This window comes from Tenuifilum sp. (genome assembly GCF_037481895.1).
GTDB lineage: Bacteria > Bacteroidota > Bacteroidia > Bacteroidales > Tenuifilaceae > Tenuifilum > Tenuifilum osseticum.
Map to the genome: position 1 here is coordinate 1 of NZ_JBBFKU010000007.1, position 14155 is coordinate 14155.

Genomic DNA, 14155 nt, shown 5'->3' on the forward strand with positions numbered 1-14155 from the left:
AAATCAAGGCTGAAAAGCCCGACCCGATGGGTACCCCGTGGGTGGAACTGCCACGCGATACTATTCGCCACGCCTGCGGCGTGACTCATGTGGTATCGCTTACAAAGCCCACCGCAACGTTCCACCCCCGACCCTTTGCCGTGTCAGGCTTTTATGCCATTGCCTGCTTTTTCCGTTCCATACTCTCTCAGGGAAAAAGGCTGGGGGTGAGGTCGTTTTACACATTCAACCTAGATGACCCCTCTAAATCTCCCCTGAGAGGGGAGACTTTAACCCTGCAAAAAAGTTTCCTACTTGCCTCTCCCCTCTCATATCAGGAGAGGGGCGGGGGTGAGGTCGCTTTCCACGAACAACGATTCACGAACAACGATCAACTATCAACTATCAACCATCAACCATCAACTCTTCCTAGGCTTGGCCTTCTTCACCTGTGCGGGAGCGGGTTCATCGGGGGCAAAGAGGCCCTCGCGGGAGAGCATGTGCGGCAGGTTGGCCACGCCATACACCACCACGGCATTTACCACCGAGGCATGGTTCATGTAATCGGCCGGGCACTTCTCGTAGGTGTCGCGCTCGGTATGCCAAATCTCGCCGTAGCTAAAGTCAACCCCATCGGCGTCGATGGTGCCAAAGTTAAAGGCGGGTACGCCAGCCATCTGGAAGGGCGAGGAATCGGTGCCACCGGCATGCTTGGGTTTAGGACGAGGCGTAGCCTCAATCACCTTAAACGGGTACTTGGGATTGGCCGTGGCCAGCGGCTGGCAAATGGCGCTGAAATCGTTGTACATGGCCTTGGGTACACTAATATTCACGGGGACGGTTGGGCCGCCATCGCGGTTGAACATGGCCGATACCTTGGGCAGCAGGCTCTGGTACTTTTGCACCCAGGCGGTTGAGCCCAGCAGGCCAAATTCCTCGCCTGCCCACAGGGCAACAATGATGGTGCGTTTGGGTTTACCCCCTGCCTTCATTATGAGCCGTGCAGCCTCCATGGCTGGAACCACACCCGAGGCGTTATCGGATGCCCCGGTGGCCACATCAAAGGCATCGAGGTGACCGCCCACTATCACCAGCTCATCGGGTTTCTCGGTTCCCTTAATTATACCGTAAACGTTATGGTATGGAACTGGTCCTGGGCGAAAATGGTTTCGGATATCGAACTCCAGCACCACGTACTGCCGCTCCTCCACCATCTTTTTGATGGTTGAATACTGATGCTCATTGAGCTTGATATCGGGGACACGGGGTAGGTTTTCCCAGGTCATCTTATCAAGGTTCTTACGGTCGTATAGTACGCGTATTGGGAGCTTTGACGATTGAATAATACCGAGAATGCCAGCCTCCACCATCTCGCGGTAAAAGAGCGCAGGCTCCTCAGCCAGCGGGATAAGTTCCTTTTGCAGGTCTTTGCGGTCGCGGTTCTGCCAGTTAAACCGACGGATGGAATCGTTCAGAACCTCAATGGAGTCGTTCTTGGCAATTATCTTAGCCCTTCGGGCATCGCCCTCAGCCGACCAATCGATAGGCCAACCGTCGTTCTCACCACCAATAAGCACCCATGCCCCCTTCAGCTTACCCTTCATACGCTCCAGCTCCTTTTTCGACTTTGGCTCCAGAACCACATGGCCACGCTGTACGCCCTTGGTGCCAGCTGTGTACGAGGGTGTAGCAAAGTGGAGAACCTCACCGTTATGTGAGAGCAAACGGCCAAACCAAGGGCCGCGGTTAAAGCCAACGGGCAAAACCCCAACCTCCTCAACCAGTACATCCATGCCCCACTGCTCAAACTTTGAGGCAGCCCACTTAACGGCATTATCGTAGGCGTTTGAGCCAATGGGGCGTCCACCTATGCGGTTGCAAAGCTCATCGAGCAAAACCATGGTTTGGTTATCGGTTTGCCCAAGGGCGATTATTCGGTTTAATACGCTATCGGTTTGAGCATAAACAAAAAGCTGCGCAAAGGCAAGCAAAACAACAAGAGCTACCCTTTTCATGGTATTAAGTTTTAAAGGAGTTTAAAGGATTTGATGAGGAAAAAGAGGAAAGGTTTATTCAAGGATAAAGGTTAAAGGATAAAGGATAAAAATTTCTGATTTCAGATTTCAGATTTCAAATTTCAGATTCATGATTGAAGGTGGTTTCTTAAACCATCAACTATCAACCATCAACTATCAACCATCAACTACCTTTCATTCAGCATTCTATCGGCTAGGAGCTTTACCTTCTCGAGGTCTTCCGGTGTGTCAACGGCAAGGGTTTCCAGGTCGGTTTCCACTACGGTAATTCGGAAACCGTTCTCAATCCAACGTAGCTGCTCAAGCGATTCGGCCAACTCCAACGGGGTTTGCTGCAGGCGGGTTACGCGGCGGAGAATATCGGAACGGTAAGCGTATAGCCCAATGTGCTTCAAATACCTAAATGAGTTCGGCCATAGCGATTGCTCTTTTCCGCGAATAAAAGGTATAACCGAACGGCTAAAGTAAATAGCCTCGGAGTTTCGGTTCAGTATCACCTTGGGGCTGTTGGGATTAAACACATCCTCGCCCTGAATAAAGGGCTTTACCAGGGTGGCAATTTGCACATCGGGGTTTGCAAAGCAGCTAACCACACGGCTGAGTTGCTGGGGCTGAATGAAAGGCTCATCGCCCTGAATGTTAACCACCACATCGAACTGAATATTCTGCTCCGACTGAACGATATCGAGTGCCTCGGCGCAGCGGTCGGTGCCGCTTTTATGTAGCTCCGAGGTCATCACTACCCTACCCCCGAATGCCTCCACGGCATGCCTGATCCTATCGTCGTCGGTAGCAACGTAGCACCACTCAAAAACCTGCGATGCTCGCTCGTACACCCACTGAATCATCGGTTTACCGGCTATTATGGCAAGAGGTTTACCCGGGAAACGGGTTGATGCATAACGGGCAGGAATAAGTCCGAGTACTTTCATTTGATAAACGGTTTTGGCAAAGGTAGGGAAAAATAGAGTACAGTGTGCAGTGTGCAAAGGATAAAGGATAAAGATTTAAAATTTCAGATTTCAGATTTCAGATTTCAGATTCATGATTTAAGGTGGTTTTTTAAGCCATCAACCAACAATGAACAACCATCAACCATCAACCAAATTGGTATCACAGTGTAAATCCGCCTAATCTGTGTCATTTGCGTTCCATCTCTGTTCACAAACAACGAACGCTGTTTCCAGCTCTGTAAGGGCAAATCAGCTAAGCCCAGGGTTTTAACCCTGGGTATTGTGGTTTCAAAAAATTTGGCGATGCACGCAATGGCATTCCAAAGAGCAAGGGTGAAACGTTGCATCGCAAGGGGAAAGCATGGTAAAGAGCTATTCACACGTTCTTTCTTGTCTTGATACAAGAAAGAACCAAAGAAAATCAAGGCTGAAAAGCCCGACCCGATGGGTACCCCGCGGGTGGAACTGCCACGCGATACTTTTCGCCACGCCTGCGGCGTGACTCATGTGGTATCGCTTACAAAGCCCACTGCAACGTTCCACCCCCGACCCATTGTCGGGTCTGGCTTTTATGCCACTGCCTGTTTCTTCCTCTCCATTCCCTCTCAGGGAAAAGGGCTGGGGTGAAGCCGTTTTCCACATTTAACCTAGATGACCCCTCTAAATCTCCCCTGAAAGGGGAGACTTAAACTCCTCATCAAAATTTCCATATAACACTCTTAAAGAAGGACTAGTCAGTGTTTCTTGATTTTTAGATTCAGTATGCTTAACTTTATTAATCAAATTTGTTCGAGGATGGTTAGATCAAAATTTAATATGTATTACAATGGGAGGAGAGAACTGCTGTTAAACGCCAAATCTTTAAGAATTTCATCAACAGAGGCAGAGAAAGTTTTATGGCAAGAAATTAGAAGTAAAAAGCTTGGGGTAAAATTTAGAAGACAGCATGTAATTGAAAACTTTATTGTTGATTTTTATTGTCATGAGTTCAAACTAGCTATTGAAGTTGATGGCGACTACCATTTAGAGGCTGAGCAACAAGAGTACGATGAAAATAGAAGTTATAATCTTAACGAGTATGGGGTTGTAGTTTTAAGATTCTCGAATGACGAAGTATTGTATAATATTAATAAAGTCAAATCAAAGATTATTGATAAAATAACCGAATTAAAAAGAAGATAAAACAATGTGCAACGTGTAAAGCCCCCCTCTAGATCTCCCATGAAAAGCAAAACTTTTTCTCCAACATAAGGCTTCCAAATTGCTTCTCCCCTCTCCTATCAGGAGAGGGGTAGGGGTGAGGTCTGTTTACACCATCAACTACAAAAGGCGGGTTTTACCCGCCTTTTGTAACCTAACCACTAACTGTAAACTAATCAAAAGGAACCAGAACAAGACCTACCGAGAAAGGATAGAGCTCAGGGCCTTTACCCTTTTCAAATAGCTGAACCGGGTAGTAGTTGGCAAAAAGCCTGATGCCTTTATAACCCATGCGGGCGGTTAACCCATAGCGTAGGGTAGCAATGTTAAAATCGCCGCGGTTTTTATCCTTATGGCGTGAGCCATCGTCGTAAACCACCTTGGTGTGAGAGCCAAGCCTTACCCCTCCTATTACACCGGCGGAGATGTAAATTCTGTCCTTACGCTTTTCGCCCATGGGTATCTGAAACTCAAGGAGCAGCGGAAGAGTTAGGTGCGACATGGTAATCTTTGTCTTTTCCACCTTATAGCCGGCCTGAATATAGGAGCTATCCACAACGGTTACCCCATTTTCAACCTTAAGGGTAATGGGATTGGAAAAATGGTAATCGTTGAACTCAAGACCCAAACCGGTAACAAGACCTGCCTTATCGGTTCCAAATCCAATGCTGTACTGTGTAAAGTTGATGTTGGTGTTCCATGAGCGTGCCTGCTTTAAATCCATCCAGGCTAAATCGCCGGTTTGCGTTATGGACTGGTTCTTGTCCATGAATCCGTTAATACCCAGCTCAAAACCCGACCAGTGTCCCTTAAACTTTTTCACCTCCTTGTACTCAATAATTTCATCGGACTTTTTACCCTTTTCAGGGATTTCAATCACTGTTTTGTCCTTGGAATCAACAATCACCATCTTTTTCTTACCGAGTCTTACTACCACTGTATCGCCCTTGGCGGCCTTAATGGTATCGCCCATGGTGTTAACCCAAGCCATGTTGTCCGAATCAACCGTTAAAGCATTGACCGAGGTAACGGTGTCGATACGTTCCTCAATAATTGAATCGCCATCAACAACCTTTACAATTTTTCGAACAATTACCATGGGTTGCTTATCGCTTGAGGTTTGTGCGCTTTGCTGTTTGAGCGTGTCGGGATTTTCCAGATTACGAAGTATGTCCTCCTTGTTCTGTGCGCTAAGTTGGGCGATAACGGAAAACATCAATCCCACAAGTAAAAACTTTTTCATTGTTTTATCAGATTTAGTTTAACATTTGGTTGTTTTACCATACGACGCCCGAATGTGAAAAATGTTACAGGGGTAGTTACCTGAAGCACCAAAAATTAACAAATTCAACCAGGCTAATAAAAAATGGGGAGGCGGATATATTTTTAGAGGAACGAGTCGGAATAGTAAAAAGAAGTTTTAATGCTTTTGTGTTTCTAATGTCAAATTTGGGATTACTCCTCTTTTGGCAAAATTGTTGCCGAAACGGCCAACAGCCTCGATTCAACAACAATCTTTTTTGCCTGATTGCCTTCGGTTTGCTTCACATCAACATTTATTCCAACCGATTGGGCAAGCTTTTGCACGCCTTTAAGGGCGATATCGCCAATGGTGAGCTCCTTTGTTTGGGGTTGAACCTGTTTGGCCGAAATAGAACCATGAGCAGTTAAGCTGTTGCTTTTATTTATGTTGATATTGGGTTGTGGCTCCTGCTGAGCTGTTTGGGTAACCTGAGGCTCAATGGTGGCTATTGGTTCAATTTCCTCGTCACTTACCCTATTAGTGGTTTTAGTAACCTGGGCAACCTGGGCAACCTTAACTGTAGTGGCGGGTTTGGAATGTTGTAAGTTGGGTTTACGCCTTGTTTCCTGAACCGTATTTTCAATTGGTTTGGTTAGCTCAATGGTTTCTGCAGGTTTATTATTCTCCTGTTCAGGGGTGGTGGTTGGGCTTTGTACTGCCACCAGTGTATTGCTGTCCATCCTGCTGATAAGCAACGAGTTTATGTAGATACCAATAAGCAGAACAGCTGCAATGCTTGCGGTTGCATAGGCAATGCGCGATAATGTTGGGGTAATACGGGTATGCTTTAGGCTGGCTTTCCTGGGGAAGATTTCAGCTGAGTTTGCTATTAATTTGGTTTTACTGTATAGGGTTGAAAGTCTTGCTATATCGGGGTGATTTTTTTTAAGCTCGTTTAGCTGCAAGGATTCTTGGGCCGTTAAATCATTCTCCAGCTCGGCAATGCAAAGGTAATCGGCCTCGGTAATACCGCTTTCGGTTAAACTGGTCGATCGCTTTAGGGTTTCCTTAGCCATTGGTGCTTTAACCGGAGTTGGGTTAAGCTTAATTTCGGCTAGCCCTTCAACCTCAAGAGCAATATCGGGGTTTTGATTCAGGAAAACCATAAGCTCATCGGTAAGCTCAGGGCTAAGCTTACCATCGATGTAATCGATGATAAAAAGTTCGTAGTTATTTCGGTTTATAGTCATAGCCCTAAATCAAGTTATCGATACTTACCAGCTGCTCCTTCAGGAACAACCTTGCCCTATAGATGTAAACCTTAACCTGCGACTCGTTAAGCCCTGTAATTTCGCCAATCTCCTCGTACGAGTACCCCTCGTAATCACGAAGCAGGAGTACCGATTTTTGGATTTCGGGGAGTTTCTCAACAGCTTTATCAACTATCTCCTTGGCATCGGAATAACCGTTAGAGGTTGATGCTTCAAAAAATGCTTCACCTGCATACTCTAACTTCCGCTTTTCCTTCCTTATGCTATCAATGGCAGCATGGTATGCGGAGGTAAACAGGTACGATTTTGCTTTTGCAAAGTCCACCTCGCGGTGCTTTACCCATAACCGCTCAAAGCAATCCTGAACGTTATCCATTGCCAAATCGGTATTCTTTAGCATCTTTAGCGCAAAGCGGTAAATGCTATCGGAGTATAAGTCAACGCATCTGTTAAACTCTTCGGCGGTCATGAACCGTTACTTGGTTATCAACTTTCAAATGTATGACGATTAAGTTTCATTTAAGTTACAACGTTGAGTAAAAAATTGTTTTGCGCCAATCACTTTCCATTTTAAAACGATAACTACCTTTGTAGTCAAACACCTGCCTTGAACGATGGATAAGAAACTAAATGTACTTTTACTTGGCTCTGGCGGCCGTGAGCACGCCTTGGCATGGAAAATTTCGCAAAGTCCCCTTTTGGAACAACTCTTTATAGCCCCGGGCAACCCCGGTACTGGCTACCACGGCCAGAATGTAGCTATTAACCCTCTTAATTTCGATGAGGTTAAAAGCTTTTGTGTTCAGAACGCAATTGATATGGTGATTGTAGGCCCGGAAGAACCTCTTGTAAAGGGCATTCACGATTCCTTCCTATCCGATAGTAACGTTAAGCATATACCGGTAATTGGCCCTCAAAAATTAGGTGCTATGCTTGAGGGTAGCAAGGATTTTGCAAAGGAGTTCATGTTCCGACATGGAATCCCCACCGCTCAGTATAAAACCTTTACAGCGGAAAAGTTCAACCAGGCCAAAGATTTTCTTAAAACCCTAAATCCCCCATACGTTCTCAAGGCCGATGGACTTGCAGCCGGAAAGGGAGTGGTTATTGTGCCATCGTACGACGAGGCATGCGCAAACCTCCAGGAGTTTTTTGCGGGTAAATTTGGAGCTGCAAGCCAAAAGGTTGTGATTGAGGAGTTCCTGAGCGGAATAGAGCTATCGGTCTTTGTGCTAACCGATGGCCACTCGTACATAATCCTCCCTGAGGCAAAGGACTACAAGCGTATAGGCGACGGCGATACCGGGCCAAATACTGGAGGTATGGGGGCTGTGTCGCCTGTACCATTCGCCAATCAGGATTTTATGAAAAAGGTTGAGGAGCGTATTGTAAAGCCTACCATAAATGGACTCAGGAACGATGCTATCCCTTACAAAGGCTTTATTTTTATTGGACTAATGAACGTATATGGCGATCCTTACGTAATTGAGTACAATGTTAGGATGGGCGATCCGGAAACCGAGGTGGTAATGCCTCGCATTAAATCCGACCTTCTTGCAGCCCTGCTGGCTTGCTCACAGAATCGGTTATCGGAAGCATCCATTGAGGTTGATTCCCAAACCGCAACAACGGTTATTGTTGTATCGGGGGGCTACCCAAATTCATATGAGAAAGGGAAGGAAATAGCTACACCTGCTTCTATTCCCTCTAATGCTATTCTATTCCACGCCGGAACCTCCATAAGCAACGGTAAACTGGTTACTGCTGGCGGACGAGTTTTTGCCTGTTCGGCGCTGGGCAACGGCATCGACCAAGCCCTTGAAAAATCGTACACCCTTGCTAAAGCCATCAAATTCGATAAGCTGTACTACCGAAACGACATTGGCAACGATTTAAAAAAACTGCAAAACCAATAGTATGCTTCTCAAAAGTGCCCAGAAAAGTAGATTTGGAGCATTAGTGTTCATTTTGCTTCTCCTGTTTGCAACTTGGCTTACTACCCTTATGGGTAAATCGCCAACCTACTCATTCCTTTTCGATAGTTTTCCAATGCCGTTCTACCAAGCTGTAGCAAATTTGCTTAGCCATTACCCTATTGGGTACAAGCTAACAGCTGTAATCCTTTTCTTTATATCAGGAATTTACCTGCTGGTGTTAAACAATAAGTTTATCATATTAAAGAATCGGTCGTACCTGCCAATTCTGTTTTATGCACTATGCTCTGCGGCCTTTTTACCTATTCAACGGTTAAACCCGGCACTGGTATCGGTATTCCTGGTGCTGCTAAGCATCGATCATTTATTTGCCATTTACCAGAAAAACGCCCCCCTCGACAACCTTTTTAGGGCAGGGTTAGCAATAGGTTTGGCTACCTTGCTTTATGCTCCTGCAATAACTATTGCAGTTTGGGCTCTACTTACTTTGCTAGTACTGCGCCCCTTCAATGTTAGGGAATGGTTTGTTTTGCTATTCGCCTTTACCGTTCCCTGGCTTATTTACATGCTTATACTTTTCATTATTAACGATGATATTCTTAAACCTTACCATGCTTTTGTAACAAGTATTTTCACCGAATCGGAACCTGCTATCGACGATAAGCTATTTTGGATTTTTGGAGGTTTTCTGGCTATTCCCTTCGGGGTATCGCTTATAGGTACCTATCAAAAATTGGCTTTTCAAAAAATTATCATTCGCCGCTACTACTCCATTTTCCTTTACCTTTTTCTGATTGGGGTTGTTTCGTTCTTTTTAGTTCCAGGTGTATCGTATGAGATATTCTACTTTACTGCTATACCCTCAGCATTCATCATGTCGTCGTATTTTGCTGATGCTAAACAGAACTTTTGGAACGAACTTTTGCTGTGGTTACCAATTATTGGTGCGATAGTGGTTCAGGTTGTAATGCTGATTTGAAAAAAAATTTGTTAGTATTGGGGTATATCGAGTTCATATGCCACTGGTAGCAATACCCTTAACTGTTATGTAAATGAAATATGCCATAGTTGATATTGAAACATCGGGCGGTAGCTGGCAGCGCGATAGGATAACTGAAATTGCCATTTACATTCACAATGGGAATAGTATAACCAACGAATTTAAAACACTGGTTAACCCTGAAACCATAATCCCATACTACATTACACAGCTAACGGGTATCACAAATGAAATGGTGGCCAATGCGCCAAAGTTCTACGAAATTGCTCGTGAGGTGGTACTGCTTACCCAGGATTGCGTATTTGTTGCCCACAATGCACCATTCGATTACCGGTTTATTCAGGCGGAGTTTAAACGCTTGGGCTATGATTATCACCGCGAAGTGCTCTGTACCGTTAAGCTTAGCCGACGGGTTTTCCCGGGATACGGCTCATACAGCCTGGGCAACATTTGCAACACTTTAGGAATTGAAATTGAGAATCGCCATAGGGCTGCTGGTGATGCACTGGCTACAACAAAACTCTTTGAGAAAATTCTTTTTGAAACTAACGGTGATTTTACCCCTTTTGTTAAAGCCAAAAGGTAACATTTTATTGCTCTGGTATTAGCTAAAACGCTTTTGGTCAAAATTATCGGCTCAATCAAATTTTTTTCCATATAAAATATCCTATCTTTACGTATAGGAAACTATACCTACGAATAAAATGAATATTCGTAAACTATACTCACATCCCTATTCAGCAATACTAGCAGCCTTGCTTACAGCCAGTGTGTTTATTTTCATGTTTATCTACCTGGCAGTAACTCAGCGTAAACACATTTATGAATCGTCCAAGGAGGTCTCAAAGGAGGTGCTTCGTCAAACTGCAGGCGAAACCCAGCTCTATTTCACTGCAGCCTATGTAGTTGCTAATTCAATTCAGCAACGTGCATTAATACTGAAGCAGAAAAATGGAACCCGCAACGATATTAAGAATCTTTTAAAGGACGTTCTTACCAGCAACCCTAATATTTTGGGGGCTTGGGTTCTATGGGAACCCAATGCTTACGATGGAAAAGATTTCCAGTTTAAGCAAAGTAACGAATACCCTTGCAATGGACGTTTCGGGATTACATACTTTCGCGATAATGATACATTATACTTTGAGATTGTTCCATGCACCGATTATCAGTCGTTCTATTATACCGATGCAAAACATAAACAAAGTGCGGTTCTCTCAGAACCATACCTGTTCAGGTACACCAACTATAGCAATCTGTATTTTGGATGTACCATTTCCGTTCCCATAATGAGCGATACAGCCTTCCTAGGTGTAGTGGGGGTTGACATAAATCTTAGCTTTCTACAGAATGCAATATCTTCAGTAAAACTTTTCGACACCGGATTTTTATACTTGGTTTCCCCTAAAGGGTTAATTGTTAGCTATCCCGATTCTACTAAAATTCGGAAAAATTTTTACCTCGAAGAGAGTAGAGCCGATAGTGCCTATACCGTCAAGGCCTTTATGGGAAATGAAGTTTCTGCTGAAACCTATTCAAATTACCTAAAAGAAAGAGTATTTCGGTTTTACTATCCAATTAACCTATACCTGAGCGATAAACCCTGGATGGTAATTAGCGAAATACCAATTGAAAAAGCATCGTCACGTTCAAGGCAAGTGGTATGGGTGGCAACCTTTGTTATGGCTATAGGTATACTGCTCATTTTATACCTCGTTCTCAACATCTTTGAGCGCCGTAAATACCAGCAACGTATCGAGGATGCACTCTGTGAGGCAGAGATACAGAAAGTCAATGCGGTTGAAAGTTTCCAAAACTACCTTGAAATCTTCAACTCTACCAGTGAGGCAATTTTTATTCACGACGCCGAAACAGGAGTAATTATCGATGTAAACGACCAGATGCTTAAAATGTATGGATTACATAGTAAGGAAGAGGTAATAGGTAAGCATGTCGATGTTTTCTCCTCAGGAATTGAACCATACGATGCTAATGGAGCCCAGGAACGAATAAAACAAGCAATAAAGGCTGGTAGTGCTGTTTTTGAATGGCAAAGCAAACGATCCGATGGCTCAATTTTCTGGTCTGAGGTATCGCTTAAGTTCACTTTTATTAGCGGTAAAAAAACGGTGCTTGCTGTAGTCCGCGATGTTAGCGATCGGAAAATTGCCCAGCAAGCACTGGAGTACCGCGAGCGTAAGTTCCGTGAACTAGCCGACCTTTTACCCCTGGTTGTTTGGGAGGTTGACCTAAATGCGCGATTTACCTATGCCAACAACATTGGCTTCAAACTTTTCGGCTATACCCAGGAGGATCTGGACAAGGGCATCACCATTATCGACCTCATTGCCCCTGAAGACAGGCAGAGGGTTGCCCAAAATATTAAAAAACTCTTTATTGAAAGTAAAACATCTGACGAGGAGTACCTTGCCCTCAGAAAGGATGGTTCAATTTTCCCAGCCAACATATTCTCAAGCGTTGTTTACGAGAACAATATCCCTAAAGGGCTTAGAGGGATTCTAATTGATGTAACCGAAAAGAAAAAGGCTGAACAAGAAATCAAGGAAAGGGAACAACTCTATAGAACTGTAGTTGAAAGCCTGAATGAGGCGCTTATGATGGTCGATAACAACGACCGTATACTATTTGTGAACACCCGATTTACAGAGATGTTTGGATATAAGCCGGAAGAGGTAATTGGGAAAGTAGGAAATGAGTTTTTAATTCCTGAGCAAAGGCGACATGAAATAGTTGAGGCAAATAATCAACGGAAACAGGGGATAAAGAATGTTTACGAAATGCAGTTCAAGGCCAAAGATGGCCGAATGGTCGATTGCATGGTTAGCGGTGCACCAGTTTACAATGCTCAGGGTGCTGTAACTGGTTCTATTGGAGCAATAGTCGATATCACCGAACTCCGAAAAGCCGAAAAAGCATACCATGAAACCATGATGCTTTTCGAGACCCTCTCCCACATGTCGCCCGTAGGCATCTTCCGAACCGACGCTCAGGGTAAAACCACCTATGTTAATCCAAAGTGGTGCGAACTATCCGGATTAACACCCGAACAAGCAAAAGGCGATGACTGGATTAAGGCTGTTCACCCGGAAGATAGGCAAAAGATACTCGATGGTTGGTACGAAAGGGTTAACTTAGAGGAAAGCTCATCAACCGAATACCGATTCCTAAAACCCGATGGTTCGGTGGTTTGGGTTCTGGGCAATGCTTTGCCCGAAAAAAATGCCGATGGAATCAATGGTTATATAGGAACCATCACCGATATCACCCAAATAAAACAAGCCCAGGAAAAGCTTGAACGGAGCGAGCGGCGATTCCGTGAACTTACCGAACTCCTACCCCAATCCATTTGGGAAATTGACCTAAACGGAATGGTAACCTTTGTGAACAAGTATGGACTGGAAAGTATGGGTTACACCTATGAGGACTTTAAAAAAGGGGTGAATATTTTTGAAACCATTGTTCCTGAATTTAGGGAAGAAACTATCAGGCTTTTTAAACGACGGCTACAGGGGGAGACTGCACCTGGGCTTGAGTACCCAGCACAACGCAGGAACGGCGAACGATTCCCTGCTCTTGTGTACTCATCCCCTATAGTTGATAACGGAATAGTTGTTGGGTTAAGGGGGATTTCCATCGATATTACAGAAATAAAGAAAACCCAACAGGAACTTGAAACCTATAGAAACCACTTGGAACTACTTGTAAAAGAACGTACTGAGGAACTTGAGGCAGTAAACGAGGAGCTAACCTCAGCCAACGAGGAACTTTACAATCAGCGCGAAAAGCTAATAGAAACCTTACAAGAACTAAAGAACGCTCAGCAAACCCTAATCCAATCGGAGAAAATGGCATCGCTTGGTTTGCTTGCGGCTGGGGTTGCTCACGAAATAAATAACCCCCTGAATTTCATACAGGGAGGCATTATTGCCATTGAGGGATTTATCAACGATAAGTTTAAAGCACAAAAAAGCGAGCTACAGCCATTAGTTGATGCTATCAAGGAAGGAGTTAAACGCTCAGCCCAGATTGTCAGAAGCCTTAACCAGTATAGCCGTGCCGACTATACAAAACACTCAAATGTTGATTTACACAGGGTGATTGACAACTGTCTGATACTACTTTCCAATCAGTACCGCGATAGAATTGAGATCATAAAGCATTACGACGAGGATTCAACAAGTATTTACTGTAACGAGGGCCAAATACACCAATCGTTCATGAATATTCTCATCAACGCCATTCAAGCTATCGATGGTACAGGTAAAATAACCATAACAACAAAATCAACGGACAAAACGTGTAGGGTAATTTTTGAGGATACCGGATGCGGAATTGACCATGAAAATCTGCCAAAGATTTTCGATCCGTTCTTTACCACCAAGGAGCCCGGAGTGGGAACAGGGCTGGGGTTATCCATCACTTACAACATTATAAAGGAACACAAAGGAAATATTAACATACACTCCGAAAGGGGCAAAGGAACAAAAGTTACAGTAGTTTTACCTAAATCAAGCTAGC

General features: G+C 44.4%; 11 protein-coding genes. 6 read left to right on the plus strand and 5 right to left on the minus strand.

Annotation, left to right across the window (positions count from 1 at the left end; translation table 11 throughout):
* Window positions 1-398 precede the first annotated feature (398 nt).
* Both WHS63_RS03185 and kdsB read right to left on the minus strand, forming a co-directional pair.
* Complete coding sequence (locus tag WHS63_RS03185) at window positions 399-1994, minus strand: M20/M25/M40 family metallo-hydrolase (protein WP_445203857.1); 1596 nt, start codon at window positions 1992-1994, stop codon at window positions 399-401.
* A 188-nt stretch (window positions 1995-2182) separates the two neighbouring features.
* Window positions 2183-2947 (minus strand): 3-deoxy-manno-octulosonate cytidylyltransferase, encoded by a 765-nt coding sequence (gene kdsB, locus WHS63_RS03190; RefSeq protein ID WP_445203858.1) that lies wholly within the window; start codon window positions 2945-2947, stop codon window positions 2183-2185.
* 465 nt (window positions 2948-3412) lie between these two features.
* Here kdsB and WHS63_RS03195 point away from each other — a divergent pair, with 465 nt between their 5' ends.
* On the plus strand, window positions 3413-3595 hold the full coding sequence (locus WHS63_RS03195) for a hypothetical protein (protein WP_445203859.1): 183 nt from the start codon (window positions 3413-3415) through the stop codon (window positions 3593-3595).
* A 168-nt stretch (window positions 3596-3763) separates the two neighbouring features.
* Window positions 3764-4150: an endonuclease domain-containing protein gene (locus tag WHS63_RS03200; RefSeq protein WP_445203860.1), complete on the plus strand. Its 387-nt coding sequence runs from the start codon at window positions 3764-3766 to the stop codon at window positions 4148-4150.
* Between the two features lie 190 nt (window positions 4151-4340).
* Here WHS63_RS03200 and WHS63_RS03205 read toward each other — a convergent pair whose 3' ends face one another.
* The 3 genes from WHS63_RS03205 to WHS63_RS03215 all read right to left on the minus strand — a co-directional run bounded on the left by WHS63_RS03205 (window position 4341) and on the right by WHS63_RS03215 (window position 7151).
* Window positions 4341-5411 (minus strand): outer membrane beta-barrel protein, encoded by a 1071-nt coding sequence (locus WHS63_RS03205; RefSeq protein ID WP_445203861.1) that lies wholly within the window; start codon window positions 5409-5411, stop codon window positions 4341-4343.
* 212 nt (window positions 5412-5623) lie between these two features.
* Entirely contained in the window at window positions 5624-6661 is a 1038-nt protein-coding gene (locus tag WHS63_RS03210) for a hypothetical protein (protein WP_445203862.1), read from the minus strand.
* A gap of 4 nt (window positions 6662-6665) precedes the next feature.
* Window positions 6666-7151 carry an RNA polymerase sigma factor gene (locus tag WHS63_RS03215; RefSeq protein ID WP_445203863.1) on the minus strand — a complete coding sequence of 162 codons (486 nt, stop codon included), beginning with the start codon at window positions 7149-7151 and terminating at the stop codon, window positions 6666-6668.
* A gap of 145 nt (window positions 7152-7296) precedes the next feature.
* Here WHS63_RS03215 and purD point away from each other — a divergent pair, with 145 nt between their 5' ends.
* From purD to WHS63_RS03235, 4 genes are all read left to right on the plus strand, one after another.
* Window positions 7297-8598 carry a phosphoribosylamine--glycine ligase gene (gene purD / locus WHS63_RS03220; RefSeq protein ID WP_445203864.1) on the plus strand — a complete coding sequence of 434 codons (1302 nt, stop codon included), beginning with the start codon at window positions 7297-7299 and terminating at the stop codon, window positions 8596-8598.
* 1 nt (window position 8599) lies between these two features.
* Window positions 8600-9595, plus strand: coding sequence for a DUF6427 family protein (locus WHS63_RS03225; RefSeq protein WP_445199569.1), 996 nt, complete (start codon window positions 8600-8602; stop codon window positions 9593-9595).
* A 73-nt stretch (window positions 9596-9668) separates the two neighbouring features.
* Window positions 9669-10202 carry a 3'-5' exonuclease gene (locus WHS63_RS03230; protein ID WP_445203865.1) on the plus strand — a complete coding sequence of 178 codons (534 nt, stop codon included), beginning with the start codon at window positions 9669-9671 and terminating at the stop codon, window positions 10200-10202.
* A 118-nt stretch (window positions 10203-10320) separates the two neighbouring features.
* A complete protein-coding gene (locus WHS63_RS03235; RefSeq protein ID WP_445203866.1) occupies window positions 10321-14154 on the plus strand; it encodes a PAS domain S-box protein in 3834 nt (1277 codons plus the stop codon).
* Window position 14155 lies beyond the last annotated feature (1 nt).